General features: G+C 53.3%; 20 protein-coding genes. 8 read left to right on the top strand and 12 right to left on the bottom strand.

Annotation, left to right across the window (positions count from 1 at the left end; translation table 11 throughout):
- Window positions 1–269: integrase core domain-containing protein (locus tag B071_RS19085; protein ID WP_018526588.1), on the top strand; the 269-nt coding region annotated here is incomplete at its 5' end.
- On the opposite strand, the gene B071_RS20280 is transcribed toward B071_RS19085, so the two are convergent.
- The 5 genes from B071_RS20280 to B071_RS19075 all read right to left on the bottom strand — a co-directional run bounded on the left by B071_RS20280 (window position 270) and on the right by B071_RS19075 (window position 7,680).
- Window positions 270–1,223, bottom strand: a complete 954-nt coding sequence (locus B071_RS20280) for an AEC family transporter (protein ID WP_018526587.1) — start codon at window positions 1,221–1,223, stop codon at window positions 270–272. It abuts the gene before it with no gap.
- Window positions 1,223–4,453 carry an alpha-mannosidase gene (locus B071_RS19080; protein ID WP_083914662.1) on the bottom strand — a complete coding sequence of 1,077 codons (3,231 nt, stop codon included), beginning with the start codon at window positions 4,451–4,453 and terminating at the stop codon, window positions 1,223–1,225. Before B071_RS19080 ends, B071_RS20280 begins: the two co-directional genes overlap by 1 nt.
- Window positions 4,454–4,472: 19 nt before the next feature.
- A complete protein-coding gene (locus B071_RS0107990) occupies window positions 4,473–5,387 on the bottom strand; it encodes a carbohydrate ABC transporter permease (protein WP_018526581.1) in 915 nt (304 codons plus the stop codon).
- A gap of 24 nt (window positions 5,388–5,411) precedes the next feature.
- Window positions 5,412–6,221 carry a carbohydrate ABC transporter permease gene (locus B071_RS0107985; RefSeq protein WP_438829649.1) on the bottom strand — a complete coding sequence of 270 codons (810 nt, stop codon included), beginning with the start codon at window positions 6,219–6,221 and terminating at the stop codon, window positions 5,412–5,414.
- 169 nt (window positions 6,222–6,390) lie between these two features.
- Window positions 6,391–7,680 (bottom strand): extracellular solute-binding protein, encoded by a 1,290-nt coding sequence (locus B071_RS19075; RefSeq protein WP_083914660.1) that lies wholly within the window; start codon window positions 7,678–7,680, stop codon window positions 6,391–6,393.
- A 183-nt stretch (window positions 7,681–7,863) separates the two neighbouring features.
- On the opposite strand from B071_RS19075, the gene B071_RS0107970 reads away from it, so the two are divergent.
- A complete protein-coding gene (locus tag B071_RS0107970; RefSeq protein WP_018526577.1) occupies window positions 7,864–9,003 on the top strand; it encodes a GntR family transcriptional regulator in 1,140 nt (379 codons plus the stop codon).
- Between the two features lie 242 nt (window positions 9,004–9,245).
- Here B071_RS0107970 and B071_RS0107960 read toward each other — a convergent pair whose 3' ends face one another.
- Window positions 9,246–9,500 carry a DUF2442 domain-containing protein gene (locus B071_RS0107960; RefSeq protein ID WP_026245085.1) on the bottom strand — a complete coding sequence of 85 codons (255 nt, stop codon included), beginning with the start codon at window positions 9,498–9,500 and terminating at the stop codon, window positions 9,246–9,248.
- Window positions 9,501–9,515: 15 nt separating this feature from the next.
- Window positions 9,516–9,782 carry a DUF4160 domain-containing protein gene (locus B071_RS0107955; RefSeq protein WP_018526574.1) on the bottom strand — a complete coding sequence of 89 codons (267 nt, stop codon included), beginning with the start codon at window positions 9,780–9,782 and terminating at the stop codon, window positions 9,516–9,518.
- Window positions 9,783–10,321: 539 nt separating this feature from the next.
- Here B071_RS0107955 and B071_RS0107950 point away from each other — a divergent pair.
- Window positions 10,322–11,620 (top strand): MFS transporter, encoded by a 1,299-nt coding sequence (locus tag B071_RS0107950; protein WP_018526573.1) that lies wholly within the window; start codon window positions 10,322–10,324, stop codon window positions 11,618–11,620.
- 12 nt (window positions 11,621–11,632) lie between these two features.
- Here the strand turns inward: B071_RS0107950 and B071_RS0107945 are convergent, their stop codons facing one another.
- Entirely contained in the window at window positions 11,633–13,228 is a 1,596-nt protein-coding gene (locus B071_RS0107945) for a cation:proton antiporter (protein WP_018526572.1), read from the bottom strand.
- A 313-nt stretch (window positions 13,229–13,541) separates the two neighbouring features.
- On the opposite strand from B071_RS0107945, the gene chrA reads away from it, so the two are divergent.
- Window positions 13,542–14,810 carry a chromate efflux transporter gene (gene chrA / locus B071_RS0107940; RefSeq protein WP_438829647.1) on the top strand — a complete coding sequence of 423 codons (1,269 nt, stop codon included), beginning with the start codon at window positions 13,542–13,544 and terminating at the stop codon, window positions 14,808–14,810.
- On the opposite strand, the gene B071_RS0107935 is transcribed toward chrA, so the two are convergent.
- Window positions 14,807–15,307: a hypothetical protein gene (locus B071_RS0107935; RefSeq protein ID WP_146049438.1), complete on the bottom strand. Its 501-nt coding sequence runs from the start codon at window positions 15,305–15,307 to the stop codon at window positions 14,807–14,809. The two genes, chrA and B071_RS0107935, sit on opposite strands and share 4 nt — an antisense overlap.
- A gap of 97 nt (window positions 15,308–15,404) precedes the next feature.
- On the opposite strand from B071_RS0107935, the gene B071_RS19610 reads away from it, so the two are divergent.
- The gene (locus B071_RS19610; RefSeq protein WP_157703087.1) at window positions 15,405–15,572 is read left to right on the top strand and encodes a hypothetical protein; all 168 of its coding nucleotides are present in this window, start codon (window positions 15,405–15,407) and stop codon (window positions 15,570–15,572) included.
- Window positions 15,573–15,610: 38 nt separating this feature from the next.
- Window positions 15,611–16,000, top strand: coding sequence for a CDP-alcohol phosphatidyltransferase family protein (locus tag B071_RS19445; RefSeq protein WP_018526568.1), 390 nt, complete (start codon window positions 15,611–15,613; stop codon window positions 15,998–16,000).
- Between the two features lie 55 nt (window positions 16,001–16,055).
- On the opposite strand, the gene B071_RS0107920 is transcribed toward B071_RS19445, so the two are convergent.
- Window positions 16,056–17,912, bottom strand: a complete 1,857-nt coding sequence (locus tag B071_RS0107920; RefSeq protein WP_018526567.1) for a diguanylate cyclase — start codon at window positions 17,910–17,912, stop codon at window positions 16,056–16,058.
- 157 nt (window positions 17,913–18,069) lie between these two features.
- On the opposite strand from B071_RS0107920, the gene B071_RS0107915 reads away from it, so the two are divergent.
- Both B071_RS0107915 and B071_RS0107910 read left to right on the top strand, forming a co-directional pair.
- Window positions 18,070–18,474 carry a pyridoxamine 5'-phosphate oxidase family protein gene (locus B071_RS0107915; protein WP_083914652.1) on the top strand — a complete coding sequence of 135 codons (405 nt, stop codon included), beginning with the start codon at window positions 18,070–18,072 and terminating at the stop codon, window positions 18,472–18,474.
- A 42-nt stretch (window positions 18,475–18,516) separates the two neighbouring features.
- Window positions 18,517–19,080: a GNAT family N-acetyltransferase gene (locus tag B071_RS0107910; protein WP_438829646.1), complete on the top strand. Its 564-nt coding sequence runs from the start codon at window positions 18,517–18,519 to the stop codon at window positions 19,078–19,080.
- Here the strand turns inward: B071_RS0107910 and B071_RS16605 are convergent.
- Both B071_RS16605 and B071_RS0107900 read right to left on the bottom strand, forming a co-directional pair.
- Complete coding sequence (locus tag B071_RS16605) at window positions 19,049–19,495, bottom strand: ArsR/SmtB family transcription factor (protein WP_018526564.1); 447 nt, start codon at window positions 19,493–19,495, stop codon at window positions 19,049–19,051. The genes B071_RS0107910 and B071_RS16605 overlap by 32 nt on opposite strands.
- Window positions 19,496–19,651: 156 nt before the next feature.
- Entirely contained in the window at window positions 19,652–20,032 is a 381-nt protein-coding gene (locus tag B071_RS0107900) for a plastocyanin/azurin family copper-binding protein (RefSeq protein WP_083914649.1), read from the bottom strand.
- Window positions 20,033–20,120 lie beyond the last annotated feature (88 nt).

Genomic DNA, 20,120 nt, shown 5'->3' with positions numbered 1-20,120 from the left:
CTAATGGCGTCCACCTGGAGTTCATCAAACCGGGAAAACCGACTCAGAACTCGTACGTGGAACGATTCAACCGCACCTATCGGGAGGAGATTCTCGACGCATACATTTTTCGAAGCTTGGACGAGGTCAGGGAGCTGACACGAACATGGATAGATCAATACAATGGGGAGCGACCCCATACGGCTCTCGGCAGGGTCCCTCCGCTGGACTACCGACGAGCCAACAGCCGCGACGGTACTAAGTTATCGCCTGTACCAAAACCGGGATGATTACAATCCACTCCCCACGATAAACGTGGCGTAGGCAGTAAAGAGAACGAGACTGACCATTGTCGATACCGCTATAGTCTGGCCTGCGGCCCGCTCACTAGATTCGTCACCGTTCGCCGAGAAAAATACCGGCAACGAAAAGAGAGGTGGCAGAACCAAAAATGAGAAAAACGCATGCCGTACGAAAGGAGCCGGCGCCAGTATAAATTGCTCCACGAGAAGCACTCGAAATGCGGTACCTACAGCAAAGACAAGAAGGAACCGAAAGGCGACGATGAAAACCGACTCGCGAATTCCCGAAAGCTCAAACCTAAGCCCATACCCAATTGAAACGAGGATCATTGGAGTCGTGACATCCGCTAAGTATTTGAGGGTTCGCAAAACACTAATCCCAAACGAATNTTGCTGAAACCAACTGTCGATACCCAACCCATTCAGTGCTGTAGCCAGGAAAATGGCAACAAAGATAGGTGAACGCGTAAGCGCCCGAATACGCACAAAGAGGCTTTGATTTCGCTCGTACCGCATCATCAGAACAGGGTAATAGAGCAGCCAAACGAAGAGTTCGTGCCCAAGACCGACAACAGAAAATAAACCAAAGTGTTCTTTGCCGAACACAATTGTATATAAGGGAATGCCGACGAAGCCGAAAGCAAATCCGGTCGACAGATACGGAAGCACTGGACCTCTCTGCTTAAATACAAGTCCCGTCAGTAAACCCAAGACGAAAAGAGTTGTAACAAAGCCAAATGTAGCAAACGTCAACCAAAGATACTCGGCGCGCAATTCAAGAGTGAGAAACGTGAGGAACAGGACTGCTGGAAGGCACACATCCATTACGATGCGCTTCAGCCCCTCGATCGTCTGGCGATCTATCAACCCCGAAATTCTCAGAAGAGCTCCCAGACCGAGGAGTAGCGGTATGGGAAAGATAGTTGCAACAAGATCGCCCATTACTCGCTCCGCTTCGTATTCATACCGATATTCACCATGTGCGTTCGTATTTCGAAAGGTGTGTATGGGCGTTGCTCCCGAAGCGGCCCATCGATTGCGTTACTCGTGCAGGATTTTTCCAGCAGGTCGGTTTCCTGCGCCGGTATTACAGCCAGTGGTCCGTGAAACGAGCCAGCAGCACGACCGCCAAGTGCCTCATAGCTCCTAATGACTATCCCTGGCCCATCCTCCGCCTCCTTGACTGCCTCAACCACTACTCCCCGTGAAGAGGGCTCAAGAAGAGAATAGGTAGCCGGCAGAAAACGTTCACCAGCCTCTAACGAATCAATTTCGGCCTGATCTTCTTTCGATTCTTTCACTACCATGTGCACAGGATGATTGAATTCGTAACCTTCCCGATGAACATCTGCGTCCTCAGTGCTCCCCTCATGGGGAAAGAGGGCATATGCGAATGAGTGCTCTCCGATATCACTGGTCGCATCCGGGCGAACAGGACTACGGAGCAAAGAGATTCTCACAAGGTTATCAATGACATCGTAGCCGTACTTGCAGTTATTCAGAACTGCAACTCCATAATTTGCCTCAGAGAGGTCCATCCAGTAGTGGACTGGCACTTCATATTTCGCTTGCTCCCAAGAAGTGTTCCGATGCGTACTCCGCTCAGTCAAACCGAATGGCATATGACAAACAGCTCTGCGAGATCTCACGGCGAGGGGAAATGCAACTTTCAGCAGCTTTCGACTGTCCCGCCACGAGACATTGGACAAGAAATCAATTCGACCTGAATGTCGGTATAACCGCATACACTGAACGATCTCAGAATTCAGCACACTCCACTTCGCTTCCATGGTCACGAAGAGAGGTCCATGGTTGACGCACCTCCATGAGGAATCGAGCGTCACAGGATACTTGTGATCGAAGGCGTGTGTTGGAATATCCCATGCGCTGAATTTGACACCAGGATCATCCTCGAATACCTGAAAATCGTTGCCGGGACCACACAACACATCACGCCCAACAGAACGATCGTATAGTCGCTCAATGCGTCCCTCTTGATTAAACGAGATGTTGTACCACGGGGTTTCGATGTTCTTCTGACCGTCATCAAGAGAATACCATTTAGCATCTTCAACGCCACGATCTCCACCTTCATCAGGGCATCCATAGAAAAGGGTTACCCATCCACAGGACGGAACATTTTCGACTCTGACGTACACCCACTGCCCCTCTATCTGTGAAGACAGTTTTTTGCCACATGCAAGCCACCACTCAACCCCGCTCGAGTGCTCTTTGAGCTCACCTAGGGCCACTTTCACGATAACATTACGATTCCATGAAAGCGAATTAAATATGATAGCAGTATGTCCATCTACAATACCCGGTGCGTTGACTCTGGCGAAAATCCAATTCCCAGCACGATGAAGCACCGTGCGAGCAATGTGCTCCGCATAATTATTGGTTTCCTCAATCTGATCATGAGCTTCTGGCACATGAGTCCCAGGAAGGGTGTCGTGGAACTGATTTAATAAGAGGGCCTTCCATCCCTCATTCAAGTCTTTCTGGAATGAGGCTCCACCAAGAAACCGTGCAAGGGACCCGACGAACTCGGTAATCCTATAGAGGCTCTCTAATTGTCGGTTTTTTTGCTTCAGGATGGCTCGAGTCGTGTATGTACCTCGGTGAGTTTCAAGATACAACTCCGAATCCCAGACGGGCAACTGACCACGAATGCTATCCTGTCGCCGAAAAAAATCAGCTGCATGCTCCAGTCGAACAGTCGGCAGTCCAGCGATCCCTGTACTTTCGCACGATGCATCCACCATCTCCCGAGTCGGGCCTCCTCCTCCATCTGCCGGTCCGTACACATACAAAGATTCATTTCCTTTGTTCGGTTCTCGTATAGTCTCCCAGTGCTGACGAAGATTTGCTGCAGTGAAGCCTTGGCCGAAATGACTGGGCGGGAAGTGAGCAATCACCTCGCTACCATCAGGACCTCGCCAACGGAAAGTATTGTACGGAAAGTCGTTCGTATCGTTCCATATTGTAAGCTTCACGGTTAGAAAATAGTCGATTCGACCTTTCTTCAAAATCTGGGGCATCGTGTGGATGACTCCAAACACATCAGGAAGCCAGCACACCGGTGAGTACATCCCGAATTTTTCCTGAAAATAGCGCTGACCAAACAATATTTGGCGCACTATGCTTTCAGCTCCGAGAAGGTTACCATCGGGTTCCACATACATCGCGCCGATCGGCTCCCACCTTCCTTCACGGACTCGTTCGGACACCTCACGAAATACTTCCGGATGCGTAGTCTCAAGCTGTTCATACAACCACGGCTGACTCCATGAGAACCGGTACTTAGGAAACTCGCGCATAAGACTTAGCGCATTGGTAACGGTGCGGACGTTCTTCCGAACCGTCTCTTTCAGCGGCCACAGGTACACAAGATCCAGATGAGAGTGCGCGCATACCGAAATTCTCTGGGGGAACCGAAAATACGGAGTTTCGTATATATTTCGGCGAAGCATACGGTGGGCTTCAAGCATACACTCATCACTGGCTCCAAGTTGGTCGACAGGGCCAATGCATGCGGCAACTTTTTCACATTGAGCCAAGAGATAACTCTCGAGCTGGCGATCTCCATCTGTTTCCCAGAGCCACGAAACATAATCTATCGCAAACCGAAAATCCCGCAGGAAAGCCTCAAGCGGCCGGTCGATCTCGCATATTGCAGATTCCCGGAAAAGGTGATCGAATCGTTCGTCGGCACGACGTTCATCGTACGGGTAATTGATCACATACGCTTCTATTTCAAGGATATGTCGTCCGCCGTCGAGAAAAGACTCGGGAATTGGGACAATCCTTCGATTCCAATCGAGCCCTTGTATCGGATTATTATCGATCGTGAGAAGCGCCTCACCACCATCAAGATCCATATTAAGGGCAAAGTCCCGTCCTTCCTTTTTTCTAGGAAACTCAACCTCACACCGAAAGAATCCTGTGACGTCCTGCCCCCCCCAGCTTTCACCGAGTTTTATAGCTCCCCATGCGGAATCGAGCCATTCATACGATCCAGGCCTATGATAACGAGCTCTTCGATACTGCCATTCCGGTATGCGTTTTCCACCGAGCAATATTCGCTCGGAGAGTCGACTACACGTGCGGATAAGACGGTGAACCGGCAAATCCGCACTCCTTTCGGGATCTATAGGTTTTCGACGAAGCATATTATTACCTCTCCCCGCGCTACTGCTTGACTGCGCCGCTTGTCATGCCGCTGATGAAATACTTCTGGAAGACCGTAAAGAGAACCAGCACCGGCAAGCTTGCCAGCAATGCGGCCGCAGCGATAAGGTGCCAGGAGCCACTGCCGTACTCTCCGAAAAAGTTAAAGAGCCCTACAGTATAGGGAAGCGAATCCTGACCGCGACTCAAAGCGAGTACAATCATGAATTCGTTCCATGCCCGAGTAAATGCGAAAATTGCAGCAGTCGCGATACCGGGTGTAGCAAGCGGAAGCATAATGCGTAGAAAGATTTTCAGGTCCCCTGCACCATCAATTCGCGCTGATTCAAGTATTGATACCGGCATTACGGCAAAAAATCCCATCATGAGCCAGGTACTAAACGGTGTCACGAAGACAATTAGCGCAAGATTTAGTCCGGTAAAGGTAAAAGCGAGCCGATACGTTGCCAGAACCAGGAAAAGCGGAACGATCATGAGAATGATCGGGATCTGTTGCGAGAGAAGCACGAAGACACGCATAAACCCACGTAACGGAAACCTGTACAGAGCCAGCACATAACCTGCCATGGTACTAATCGCAAGCGAGAAGAACGTTGTCGTCGCTGCAAGACTAATACTGTTCCAAAAAGGCCGTATCCCGGGCGGCAGGCTCGGACCCGAGATCGAAAGACGACCAACTCTAATTTGTGGCCGAAACTCACCGCCGCCACCGAATCCACGACTCTGCAACACCCTTCCAAAGTTTTGCAGCGTAAAGGTCTCATTAACGATGGTAGGGGGAAAGGCAGCAGCCTCCTCCGGCGTCTTCAGAGAAGCCCCAACAAGCCATAGCAGTGGTGCAATTGAGAAGAGAAGCCATATCGCTATTATTGCGTAGGAAAGCGTCTTCCATGAAGTTGTAGCTTTGCGTATCATATCAATTATCCTCCGTACCAGGGCCTATCGTTCGCGAAACCATCGAAGGAATACAACTGTTAGAACAAGATTGAACAACAGCAGCATAACCGAGATGGCTGACCCGTAACCGAACCGCCCGAGTGAGAACGCTTGTTCATACATATAGAGGCCAACAACCGAGCTGTTATGCAGAGGCCCGCCTCCTGTCATGATGTAAATCAGGTCAAAAACATTCAACGTGGACATCATCGCATACAGCAGATTAACGAGCGTGAAGCGCTTAAGCTGCGGTAATGTAATCCGGAAAATCATCTGCATTACACCTGCACCATCGATTTCCGCCGCTTCATAAAGTTCTTCCGGAATACTCTGAAGTCCGGCTGATTGAACCAACATCGCAAAGGCAGTACCCCGCCAGATGTTCGCTATCACAATCGCTGGCATTACTAATGACCGACTAGCTAATATCGCAACTGGCTCACTACCAATCTCCAAGAGGAATCGGTTAATCAAACCAACCCGACTGTCATAAATAAAGACCCAGGAGNATGCGACTACAACATTAGCCACGACCCACGGGAGCAAAACAACAGATCGCATGATACGTCGCCCGATGATAAACCGCTGATTCAGCAGTATCGCGAGAGCGGTTCCGATAACAATCTGAAACACCACCGAGCCAGTGACAAACACGACTGTATTCGGAACAACTTTAGTCCAAAACGTCGCATCTCCGATCAGGCGTTGATAGTTCCGGAATCCCACGAACGGACTGCCCAGCCCTCCCGCAAGTCGGGCAAGACTAATGTCCTGAAAACTCCACAGTACGCCACGAGCTACCGGATAGAACATGAGCAACGCATACAACAGAACAAGAGGTAAGAGGAATGAATACGCGAAGAGAATATGTCGCGTTTTTTCAGAGATTACGAGTCCTTGCTTCATGACTATTACGCCTCCGTTACGCGCATGGGACGGGACCGGAACTCCCGGCCCCTACAAACGAAACTGTCATTTGAGACTACAAACCCATTTCCTGATTTGCATTCTCTACGGCCCTATCGAGGGCCCCCTCTACACCGAGTTCTCCAAGCATAATTGCTTGAAGAGCACCCTGGAGCTCAGAACTGATAGTAGGATACCCCGGAACAGAAGGACGCGTTCGAGCATTTGGAAGCATTTCCTGAATAACACCATAGAATGGCAGCATTTCAAAAAAGGCTGATTCGCTCGCCAAGCTCTCCCTAACCGGCACATTTCCCTGAGATAGAGCCCACATCCTGTGATTATCAATCCCCATAGCAATCGCAATGAACTCCCATGCAAGCTCGGGATGTCGAGCTCCTTGAGGAAGCACAACAGTCCAGCCTCCGGCACCCGATGGAGCCACGCCACCGTCCGGCCCAGGCACTGCTGAAACTCCGAATTTTTCATTAAACTCTTCCGGAGTCCTGATACCTACCTCTCGAGCGAAATTGAAGAACCATGAACCGACAACACCCATTGCATAAGAACCAGATGCTAGGGCTCGATCATTGTCGTCTGCCGACGTACTAAGAACATCAATCGGCATAAACTCTTTTTCGATCAGAGTTCTATAAAAACCTGCTGCTCGCCCGCCTTCAGGGCTATTGAATGCCACACGACCATCGGAATCAAGTATTTCACCGCCTGCACCCCATAAAAATGAGTACCATCGATGCGGAAGATGTTCGGAGCTCCCTCCGGGCAACATCATCGCGTACCTTCGGGGTGGATCGTTAAGAATTTCCGCATATTCCAAAATCTCATCCCAAGAAGTAGGAGGGATATCAGGATCCAGTCCGACTTCCTTGAAATGGCGACGATTCCAGACGAACACCCGAAGATCAGTATTCAGAAAAACCCCGTGAGGAACTCCATCCCAAGACCCGGCCTCTCGAAAGTTCTCAAAGATATCTTCCCATTCATCCCACTCTGCTGCGAAGGGAGATATATCCGTCAGCAGCCCCGCTTCAGCGAATTCTCCGAGCGCTACCGAATCGACCATGGCAACATCCGGCATCTCCCCCGCCGCAGCAGAAGTAAGGAATTTCGAGCGAACGTTACCTCCACCCTGCTGCACGTCAAAAACAACACTCAGACCCGGATGGCGACGCTCCAGTTCTTTTTTCGCAGCTTCAAATGGCGAATTATCATGACCGACAGTCCAATGACCAACAAGAACGTTGAGCGAGACTTCGTCGCTTACAGATTCTACGCCGCAACCTGTCCATACTGCGGACATCGCGACAACAACTACAATGCAACTTGCTCTAAACATGCGATTCATTGCTACCTCCTAATTTGGATCCATTCACCGAGTGTAGTATATTAATATATTTGTTGTCAACATAATTATTTATAACAGCTTAAACCGTTACAATACCTACACTTAAATGAAAAGAAATGTAGCTTTTATTTGATATATTGATTTACCTTGACATGCCCTGATTCGACGGATACACTTGCAGCAATGGAGAAAGATCGCCCGCTGTATCGAGTCATCTACGATGATATTCTCAGAAAGATCCAACGTGGCGATTATCCCAATGGAACCCGTATACCCACGGAAGCAGAATGGGCTCGAATGTACAATGTCAGTCGCATTACTTCCAAGCGAGCGCTTGATATGGCCGCAGAGAACGGCATCATCACCCGCTACCCGCGTAGAGGATCATTTGTTGCAATCGACGCCACAAAAGCGCGATCATATCGAACAGGTCAGAAAAATCGCGTTGTTGGAATCATTCTTCCATCGTTGTCAGATACTTTTGGCTTGGAGCTCTTCCAGACTCTCGAGTCGGCTTTTCAGGAGTGCGGCATTATTACGGTCACCGGCATCTCCAAAGATCATTATTCGCTCGAGAGCAAACTCATCGCCAGTCATGTCGATTTCGGGGTTGATGGTCTAATAATTAAGCCTGTCCACGATGAAACATTCAACCAAGACATTCTAAAACTTATTGTAGATGGATTCCCGGTAGTCCTTATCGACCGTTACCTGAAAGATGTTTCTTGCCCGAACGTAACATCGAACAACTTTCAGGGAGCGGTCGACGGCATGCAACATCTGTACGAGCTCGGACACCGGAATATTGGGATCATTTCACGTCGAATCGGCGATACTACAACACTCCAAGAGCGCTACAATGGAGTCTTACACTCAATTATGCAGGCCGGAATCCAATTCAACCCACAGTGGTTTTTGACAGATCTGGCAGAGTCTGACTGCGATTACTCAGAAAGCTGGACAGACGCACGAGACCGAGTTTGCAGGTTTTTAGAAAGCAATCCCGAATTGACCGCCGTGTTTGGTTTAAAATACTCGGTAGTCCCTGTGCTGGAAGAAGCAGCACACAAGGTCGGCCGACGTATTCCCGAGGACTTATCAGTAATTTGCTTTGACTCATCTGATCGGTTGCTTAACAGTATCCACCAAGTAACCCATATTCGACAGAACGAGCAGGAAATAGCACGCCACGCCTTTGAGGCAATTTCGACTAGACTGAATAAGGGAGAGCGCGACGATAGCTCCATGGAGTATGTGGTGGACACCGAGCTAGTACCAGGAAGAACAACCGCACCCATTCGACAAGATCTAGCACAAGCGTAGAATTCATCACGGGAGGAGCAGTTCAGGTGACGGGGATGATTACAGGCGAGAAAAATTTAACCAGAGCAGAAGCTCCCGGATCGCATACGCGACCGGGAGCATTTTTTTGTAGATCCAATTGTAATCCATCATGCGGACTGCCCCGGAGGTCTGAGCCCGGTTGAATACCGCAAGGCCATCGGAAAGGCAGCGTAAAATCAGTCCAAGAAAAGGTCCGAACGCCCTTTTCCCATAGTCAGGTTCTACACACGCTCGGGAACTTCGCTGCGAGTAACCGTGTCATACACAAACTCTGGGTCCAGGTCAACACCAGCATTCCATTCTATAGTATCAAAGGAAACCTTCACCTGTTTGAAAGCAGTTTCATCTCTCAGCTGCTTGAACACACCAAAATCGAGAAAAGGCTTCATATCCAGAGTTCCTTGTTCCCCATTGCAAAATGACACAAAAAGCACGTAGTCTGATTTTGGCTCAACTTTTTTTACTGATGGATACATACTCACAATCCTCCATTACTGCAGAGGTTGAATCTTGAATGGTTCTTCACCATTCATTACCAGACTCCAGTCTGCCATAAGCTCTTCCTGATGCAACTCTGCCCACGCAAGCACGAGTTTGGTCTGTTTGCCAGGAAAATCGCCCTGAATAATTTCGCACGTTCGTATGTCTACTGTTGCCCGATGCTCACCATAGTAAACATGAAAATGTGGTGGTGGATGTTCCTTGGGGGCATAATACATACGGACAATAATTCCGTAGAACATGGCAATTGTTGGCATCACAGCACTCCGGTTAACTTAGTATACTTCTCAGTACATGGAAACGCAACACGCACGGATCTGCAGATTACAATGAGTCCGGGAAATCGGACAGTCTACGGCGTGATCCGTCATGCGAACTGCCCCCCATCCCCCACCTAATCTGTAGAGCCATCGACAACATTTTGCAAGGAATTCTGTAGTAGCGATCACCCTGATTTCCTACTGTGGCTCCCTGAATCTGAAGAGCTCATCGGACATCGAGGTTCTTGGCAAAGCCCTGGTGTAAACACTTGTGTAAACAAAATTTCTTGACTTTTCCGCCAACTTCGGCTAGATTCTATGATCATAGAATGATTTAAATCTTTCTATGGTATGTAGTTAGCATACGCGAGCACTGTGCACACCTGTCTTACTGGCGTCGCTGGGGGACAAGGGGTCGGCGGTTCAAATCCGCCCAGCCCGAAAATACACAGGCCGTGAGTGCATGTCACTCACGGCCTTTTTTGTCCCTCCATCCCCGGAGGAGGCACCGAGCTGCGCGCTGGGAAGAGAGGGGAATGAAACCTTCAGGCAATCACCCACAACAGAAATTCACCCGGGACCTTCAATACTACAAATTTTGCGCCTACGGATTCCTGAAGAACCTCCGGTTCTACGAACCTTTTCTGATGCTCTTCTTCCTGGAGAAGGGACTCTCCTACGCCCAGATCGGCACACTCTACGCAGCTCGGGAAATCATGATCAACCTCGCCGAGATTCCCTCGGGAGTGCTAGCCGATACCCTGGGTAGACGGCTGACGATGGCGATATCCTTCGTCGCCTACATTCTGGCCTTTGTCACATTTTTTCTGAGCACACAGTACTGGACACTCCTCGTTGCCATGGTAGCCTACGCCTTTGGCGATGCCTTCCGTACAGGCACGCACAAGGCGATGATCTTTGATTACCTCACCTCACGAAACTGGCAACACCTGAAAGCCCACTATTACGGCCACACCCGCTCCTGGTCTCAACGGGGGGCCGCCCTGTCGGCCCTGATCGCAGCGGCCCTGGTCTTCCGCCACGGCTCATACGCGCCGGTCTTTCTCTTCACCATTATTCCCTACACCCTGGATCTGATCCTGATCATGTCCTACCCCAAAAATCTGGACGGTCCCCGGCACAGCAGCACCAGAACTATCCGGGACGAGTTTGCCCACGTCATCGCCTCGTTCCGAAAAAGCATGACCAACCCCGGTACACTCAGGGCGGTCGCAAGCCAGGCCCTCTACAGCGGGTACTACAAGGCCTGCAAGGACTATCTGCAGCCCCTTCTCAGGTCCCTGGCCCTGGGACTCCCTCTCTTTCTTGCCCTCGCCGGGGAGGAGCGAACGGCCCTGATCACGGGAGTTGTCTATTCGGGGCTCTATCTCACAACCTCGATGGCGTCGCGTCGGGCCGGGGCCTTGGGAGACCGCTTTGGAAATGATCTCGCCCGCCCCCTCAACGCCATGCTGCTTGGAGGGGTTGGATTTGGAGTTCTCAGCGGACTGGCCCAGGTAGCATCTCTTCCCGCAATCGCGGTGATCCTCTATATCGGGATATACGCGACAGAAAATCTTCGCAAGCCCCTGGGAATCAGCTATGTAACAGAGCGAATGGATAAGGCTTCCCTCGCCTCGGCCCTCTCCCTGGAATCCCAGGCCGAGACGGTCGTCTCGGCGGGGGTGGCGATCCTTTTGGGACTCCTGGCTACCTTTTTCGGGCCGGGCGGCGGACTGATGATCACCTCGGCCCTCTGCGGACTGGCGGGAATACTCCTTCGGCTCCCGCCAGAACGAACAGAGTTCACAGAACGGGAGTCCCGGCCCCTCTGAGAGTAGTGGCCTCTACCCCTCCACCAGAATCACCGGAATTCCCGCAATATCGGTAACATGATGCGAAACATCGCCGAGAAGGATTCGTTCGCCGGTACGAATCGTTCGCTTCCCCATGTAGATATAGTCCACACCACGAGATTCCGCTGTTTCAATTATTACGTCTGCCGGGTTACCACTGGCGATAACAATCTCCGACGCGATATCACGAGCTGGGCCCAGAGCCTCCAGGAGTTCTTCACGCGTGAGGGGCGGCGTCTCGTCGAACCGCACGTGAAGAAACACGATATCTGCATCCAGCTGTCGGGCAGTACGAGCTGCCCGGACCAGGGCAGCCACAGACGCTTCAGACCCATCGTAGGCGACCAGGAAGCGGTGTTTCTCGTGGACTGTTATCTTTGCTGGATCAGGGGAGCCTTTCGAAAGCATCCGGGGAGCCAAAAAGGCAGTACCAAAGGCACCCAGAGGGGCGGTAATTAATATGGCCAGCACGGCGATCGCGAGGATGTACTCACCACCCTCCACGCCCATGGCCAGGGGGATACCACCAATGGTGGCCTGGACCGTTGCCTTCGCCATATCACCGACAACCATGAAAAACCGCTCCTTGATGGTGATCCGTGAGAACGCTGTGGAGGCAAAAATACCCGCCCATCGACCGATCAAGAGGCCGGCCAGGATAATCAGCACCCCCCGGCCTCCCGCTTCACCAATGACGGTGACATTGACAGCAGCACCGATCAGAACGAAGAGGAATATCTCCCCGACGATCCAGACCTTTCCTACTTCAGTCCGCAGACGTCGTGCCAGAACCTGGTCAGATTCCAGAACCACAAACCCCATGACCATCACTGCGAGAAAAGAAGAGTAGGGAATGCGGGAATCGGCAAGTATCAGACCCAGCCCCACCACAAGCAGAACAATAAGATCGTGGACAATACTCTCTGCCACGTGCCTCCGGGAAAGCAGGAAAACCACCAGCCGTCCTGCCAGGTATCCCATGAGTAGCCCCAGGCCAATCTGGACCGGAATATCGAGCAGCCGGGCACCAATACCTGCGCCACCACTGGAGACATTCACCCCCTCCACCAGCCAGGCGAGGAAAATTCCGAACATCGTCACGGCCGTGGCGTCGCTTGCGGTTCCTCCTGCAAGAATGAGATCGGGAATTCCCTTGTCGACTCCCCATCCCTCCGCCTTGAGACGGAGCATCATGGGAACAATCACCGCTGGCGATGCCGCGCAGATTACCCATCCCAGCAACCACGATGTGTACCAATCCCACCCCATGATATACCGCGTCGCCACGGCAACCACCGCTGCCTCAATCACGGCCGGCAGAAATCCCAGCCGGATCGCTACCGATCCCTCCTGGAGGATCTTCTCGCGGTCCAGGCCAAGACCCGCTTTAGTGAGCACCACCAGAAGGGCCAGCGTGCGAATCTGATCCGACAACTCAATCATCTGCCCAGGCAGCAGATCCATCATTTCGGGACCAACCATAACTCCCGCCAGAAGCATCCCGATCAGTTTGGGAAGCCCCAGCCGTCCGGCGATCTCTCCGGCAATAAACCCCACAGCGAGAACAACAAGAATACCCTGAATCACACCTGCACCTCCGGTTGAAAAAGATCCTGCAACGAGTCCGGCACGAACCACTCCCATCAACCCGGCCAGGTCACGCAGAGAAAACTCTGCCACGACAGGAGAAGGTCGGAAGCGCAAACCGAGGAGGACTATATTATCAGGGACTGTCAGCCGGGAGAGGCGGTTATACGGCGAGCCCCATCGCCAAGGACCAGCGCACTGGCTTCGCCGACTATACCAGAGACGACACCCGTGATCAAGAAACGCCCCTTTCGTCATAGCGTCGAGACAGACATCAATGCAGGCTTGACTATATAATAGAGACGCCACGATAATGTCTACCATGCTCAATCGCTTCAAGCGAGCGCCACGGCCGGGACCTGATCCGGCCCCAAAATGGACGCCCTTTCTCCGGGACGTACTGATCTGCTCTCTTGGAGCCTACGGTGGGCCCGAGGCACACATGAGCGTCTTTCTCGATCAGCTCGTGGTAAAACGGTCCTACCTCACCGAAGAAGAGTTGATCGAACTGATCGCCCTGTGCAGTATCCTTCCGGGGCCAACCAGCACGCAGACCATCGTCGCGGTCGGTTACAAGGCGGGGGGCCCGGTTCTCGCGCTCTGGACGATGGTTCTCTGGGCACTACCCGTACTAACGGTGATGACCGCACTCTCCTTTCTCCATGAGCTGCTGGNGATCCGGGAAATCTCCTCTGAGATACTGCGTTTTATCGGCCCCATGGCCGTGGGGTTCATCATTCTGGCAGCCTGCCGCATCGGCAGAAAAGTCGTGGTCGATGGCACCACGGCCATCCTCATGGTGGCCAGCGCAGTTCTTACCTATATCATCCGGGAACCCTGGATCTTTCCCCTGGTCCTTGTGGCAGGAGGTGCCGTAGCTATCAGTCGTTCCCGGGAAAAGAATCTCTGGCAGAGGGTTTCCCTGAATCCGCCATGGCGCTACCTTGCTGTTTTTCTTATTCTCGCTCTGGGAGGGATCGTCGCAGCCACGATCTTTCAGCTGCGACTTCTTCAGATTGCCGAAAGTTTCTACCGCTACGGGTATCTGGTCTTCGGAGGAGGTCAGGTGGTGGTCCCGGTCATGCATAGCGAACTGGTGCAGATCAATCAGTACATGACCAATCAGGAGTTTCTCACCGGTTATGGACTGGTTCAGGGGTTACCGGGGCCGATGTTCAGTTTTGCCGCCTACGCCGGTGGTCTGGCTGCACGCAACGGCACCGTTCCCTATCAGATCGCGGGAGCGATCGCCGGTGGCCTGGGCATCTTTCTTCCAGGACTCCTCCTGATCTATTTTGTCTATCCGGTCTGGGAAACGTTGAGATCAATCCCAGCCATCAGGGTCGCCCTGGGCGGAATCGGTGCCGTCGCCGGAGGGCTCATCGCCATCGCGGCAGTAATCCTGGCTCAGGCCTCGGAGTTCGGAGGCCACGAGGCTTTGGTCACGGGACTGACCATCCTGCTCCTGGCGAGCCGGAAGGTTCCGGCTCCCCTGATCGTCGCAGCAGCCCTGGTTGCGGGGATTCTGGTGTGGGGGCACAGTGCCCAGAACCCACCGCCCCGGTGGCTATCAGAATTCTAGAAGTTTATGCCGAAGCCTATGGTCAGGCCGATCCCGTTCAAGTTGTCTGCTGCAGCAGCGCCCTCATCCGGGGCCGTACGATAGGCGATTCGGGCGTTAATATTCGCGTGCTCCGAGGCAAGCAGGGTAAAACGACCGAAAATGTCAGCCACATTTCCGCTATCACCGCTACCAAGCATGATGCCCGTGGACGTGGCAAGCCCCCCGACACGGAGCACCCGATACTCAGCGGAAAGCCCCTGGATCGATATATCTGCAGCATTCTCAATGCTTACCTGTTCATTGTAGACTCCGATCTGGGTGTTCTCGTCGATAAAGACCCCAAACTCGAAAGAGTTTCCGTATACATCACCGTGGTCGGAATCGGTAAGATACACGGGAGTGTGCCCGTAATGAACATAAAAGACTGGTCTTCCCTCAGCCTGAAGAGGCATCAGGAGAACACCGAACCAGACAACCAGAAGAGCTCCGTACATGCAAAGTCTTTTGTTTTCCATAAAACAAACTTTAGAGAGACTCCCTCGGGGTGTCAAGTTTCTCCCGTCCCTGAAGCATCTCTTTCCAGCCGCTACCCTTACACTTGCAGCTTTTGCCATGGCGGGATTTCTTCTGCTCAGCAGGAAGATCGTGTCCCAAAGCTGGACCGGAGCAGTCTCGGTAGCCCTGGTATCAGCAGTAGCTTTTCAGCTTCTTGCCTTTTTTCTCTTCAGAGCAAACCCGCAACGACTTCTTCTCCACGTAATGATGTCCCTGGCTATCTAAGCCTCTTTCCCCTGACCCTGAGAGTTATCCTGTACCCCATGAATATTTCTGTTCCCTGGCCCCTCCTTGCCATGATCACCTTTATCGCCTGCGCAGCGGGAATTGCACCTCTCCTTCCCGGGGGAATCNGGAGCTTTGATGCGGTAATAGTTTTTCTGCTCCAGCGGTCTGGTATAGACGTGGGAACAGCCCTTACCCTGGGGAATCTTCTGTTGGGAACGACAGGAATTCTTCTTTGCCTGAAGGGATTCGACTGCCGCCTGGGAGCGGCCTGCATCCTGGGGGATGCTCTGATGGATTCTCTCGATGTCTGGTCTGCGCGCCGTCTGAAAGCAGAGAGCACCCTGGGAAAAGAGCTTGATTCTCTGTCAGACCTCGTCTCTTTTGGGGTCGCCCCTGTGGCTATGCTCTGTGCGCAGCAGGAATAGCCCTGGCACTACGCCAGTCAGCGGGATAAGAGAGGGCTCCCTCTACCCCGGGGAATCAGCTCTCGTCGGGATACACAATGCGGTTCCGCCCCTCCCGCTTGGCCTGATAGAGTCGTCCATCGGCTATCGAAATAAGCTCCTGAAGACCCTGTTCGGCGGAAGAAGGCGACAGGACATCCCGGGTCGTAGAAACTCCGCCACTGAAGGTTATCCTCAACGGGGTCCCCTCAAAGAGAACATCTGTTTCCCGGATCCTTCTCTGCAATCGGCCAAAGAGTTCATGAGCCTCGGGAACCCCGGCATTCACGAGAACAACCACAAACTCCTCCCCTCCAAAACGACCTGAAAGATCGTAGGAACGCACCGATGAGGCCAGCACCCGGGCGAACTCGCGCAGAACAAGATCCCCCGCAGCGTGTCCCCAGGTGTCGTTGATCGCCTTGAAATGATCCAGATCGATCATGCAAAAGGAAAACTCCCGACCTTCACGCAGATATTCCTCCATCAGATTTCCCAGTCGCTCCAGGACGTGGTGTCGGTTAAAGAGCTCCGTCAACTGATCGTGGACCGCCATATGGTAGAGGCTATCCTCGGCCCGCTTCCGGTCGGTTATATCAATGATCAACCCTTCAATGATACCGGCTCCCCGGCTGTCACTCCCTACATACATTCCCTGCTCAAAAACCCACCGCTCTTCTCCATTGGAGGTTCGGATCCGGTACTCCAGACGGTGCAACTTCTGCCGGGGTTTTGCCTCAGCCCAGGCTCGGCGAACCCGGTCACGATCATCGGGATGAATGATCTCGTCATAGGAGACAACCCGGTTATCAATGATGTCCTCGCTTCCGTAGCCCGTTAATCCCCGGCACCCCTCGGAAACGAGCTCCATTGTCCAGCTCCCGTCATCGCGGCACCGATACGCCATTCCCGGGAGGCTGGCCAGGAGCACACTCTTGCTGCGCTCGCTCTCCTGGAGGGCGTGGTTCGNTTTTCGAAGCCGGTGATTCCAGAAAAGCGAGACCAGAACCAGCACCACCAGAACGGCCAGAACCCGAAAGGCGGCACTCAGATACACAGGCCTTACAACGGTGATGTTGACATGGCGGTTCACAATCTCTTCCCGCTCCCTGGGCGTTATGGTGGCAATTCCCCGGTTCAGGATCTCCCGAAGTGGCTCCTGCCCCCGGAGCACGCCCATGCGCAGGCGGTTTACGTACGCATCGGGAGCCTGCCCCGCTATTCTCAGGTTGAAAAGCCCCTCCTTGCGAATGGTATAGGCCGAGATAACAAGAGATCTGAGAGCCATATCCGCCCTGCCGTCGAGGACAGCCTGGAAAACGTCCTTCTCCGAGGGAACTGTCAGGACACGCAGGTTGGGAAAATCCCGACGGACCCGCTCTTCCATGGACGTTCCCTGGGGAAACACGATTATCTCATCGGTGAACTGCGCAGCATCGGCGATAAGGGGATGCTCCTGGCGGGTGATGAAAACATTGGGATCGACCAGCAAGGGATCGGTGAAGACCAGCCACTCTTCGCGCTCCGGCGTCTGATTCAGAAAGGGCAGAATCAGTACATCCCCGGCCCGGGAGAGCTCCAGAGCCTCNGGCCAGTCCCGGGGGAAGACCCAGCTGAACTCGATCCCCAGGCGATCGGCCACGAGGTTCAGCAGATCAGCAGCAATACCTGCAAAATTTCCCTCGTCGTCAAAATACTCAAAAGGTGGCCAGTCCGGATCGGGCGCCACCGTAAGGGGCCCCAGGCGCTCCAGATACAACCGTTCTTCCTGCGAAAGGTTCACCCGAAGACCCGAAGCCTGATCGGGATCCCCGGCGTGAAGAGCCACCACCAGAAAGACCCCCGGGAAGAGCGGAAAGAGTCTCAGAAATCCTCGATGCAGTTTCACCTTCATCCTTGCCTTACAGTATGGTTATCCCTCAAGGGGGTGTCAAAAACAACAGTTCAGGAAAGGAAGCCTTCCGAAAACAGCGCCCTCCGGGGGCTACCACAGNAGATGGCTCCCCTCATTCCAGCTTTCCCTGTGGCCTCCTCCCGTGTATGATAGAGCCATGTCACGAGATAAAGTACGAGAGATTGTTCAAAGCGCTGGCNACTGTCAGATGGCCACCTCAGTGGATGGGCAACCCCGGGTTCGTCCCATGAAGTTCGTTGTCACCGATGATTTCAAGTTCTGGTGCTCCACCTTTGTGATCAGCGGAAAAATGAAGGAGTTCGAACAGAACGCTCGGGTCGAGCTCTGCTGGGTGGACCAGCAGAAGAACCACCTCCGGGTTACGGGAACCGTGGACGTCTCGAGCGGGCCCGAGAAAAAACGGGAACTTCTCCGGCTCCACCCCGGGGCAAAGGGGCTCTTCAGGGACGAGCACGATCCCAACCTGGTCCTGGTAGAGGTGACTCCAAGCCGGGTGCGCTGGAAAGAACACTCCTTTGGGGAGTACCACGAAGTGGAATAACGAGGTTCAGGGCGCAGCCACGCCACCCGGTGTGGCTGNGGCATGCCCGTCTGTAGTATCTACCGATGTAGTATACTGTGGGGCGAGGAGGATCGTTCTTTCATGATTATTCGCGATGAAAGGGAAGACGACGTCGGGGCAGTCCGGATGATCCACGAAGCAGCCTTCGGATCATCCGCCGAGGCCGACCTGGTTGACACCCTGCGAAGCCAGGTGCGGCCTGTCATCTCTCTGGTAGCNGAGGAANANTCCCGGGTCATTGGNCACATCTTCTTCTCTCCCGTCATGCTGGATACTCGGCAGGACCTGAAGTTGATGGGACTCGCTCCCATGGCNGTCATGCCGGGGCATCAACGGGGCGGCGTGGGATCAGCCCTGGTGGCACAGGGTCTGGAAGAATGCGGGGACCGCGGAGCAGGAGCTGTAACCGTCCTGGGGCACCCCGCCTACTACCCCCGCTTCGGGTTTCTGCCCTCGANNCGATTCGGAATCAGGTCGGAATACCCCGTCCCCGACGAGGTATTCATGATCAAGGAGCTGATTCCCAATTATCTCCACGATTACCGGGGCACCATCAGGTATCACCAGGCTTTTCGGGATATCTAGCGCCGGTGAGGATATCGAACCCTGGAGGCGCCTCACCTTGGGAGCCAGCCATCTCTTTGCCGGACAGTACCNCACCCTCGNCCCGCAGGAGCGAGTCCAGGAGAGAATTATCGCGCATCTGCTTTGCCANGAGGACCTTCTCCAGGCCCTTCATGAACTCTCCGATGCAGTCGCACCCCAGGGAATAATAGACGGTGGTGCCCTCCTTTCGATCCATCAGAATTCCTGCCTGTTTCAGGAGCGAGAGGTGCCGCGAGATGGTAGAGGCATCAACACCAACCTGGAGGGATAAATCCTGAACGCACCGGGGTCCCGTGCGGTGGATCAGATCAACAATGAATATACGGGTTGGATGGGCCATTGCCTTGAGCACTCCGGCCCGAGCCTCCGCACGCAGAAGATCTCTCTTGTCCATAGCGCCTGCAAGGGTAGTCAATAACACACCTGCCGTCAATTGATGCGTTGCGGAGTGCCCGTTTCTACTGTTGGCAGGTATGTACAGTGCGGGCCGTGCTGACGATACGAAATATCGGGGAAGACTGGATATCTTCCCCCATTCCGGAATCCTTGCCTACTCTTCGACAATGAGACGCCCGTACATTCCCGCCTGGCGATGCCCTGGAACCGAGCAATAAAATTCGAAGGTTCCCGCCCGATCTACAACGAACTCCACCGTCTCGGAGCGACCGGCACCCAGCACCCGGGTAGCGGCCCCCTCAAACTCGTCCACCCGCCAGTCGTGCCGACCACCACCGTTCCGGTAGGTGACCCGAAGCCGGTCTCCCCGGTTCACCCGGATCTCCGTCAGATCGTAGGCCATTCCCCGACTGGATATCTCGATCTCCTTCACCCCGCTCTGATCTGTCAGGTCCAGAGTCCGTGCAAAAAGGGGAGATCCCACAAGAACCAGAAGCCCCGCCACCACCATTCCTCGCTGCAGTATTCTTTTCATGGGGCAAAGCTACTAATANAATAGCTTTTTAGTCAACAAATATTGAAAGCGGGGCGGAAGGCCCTTCCTGCCGCCCCTCCTTTGGAAA

The organism is Alkalispirochaeta alkalica DSM 8900, assembly GCF_000373545.1.
GTDB lineage: Bacteria > Spirochaetota > Spirochaetia > DSM-27196 > Alkalispirochaetaceae > Alkalispirochaeta > Alkalispirochaeta alkalica.
The sequence above is the reverse complement of the archived record's forward strand: the minus strand, read 5'-3'. Positions and strand labels throughout refer to the sequence as shown.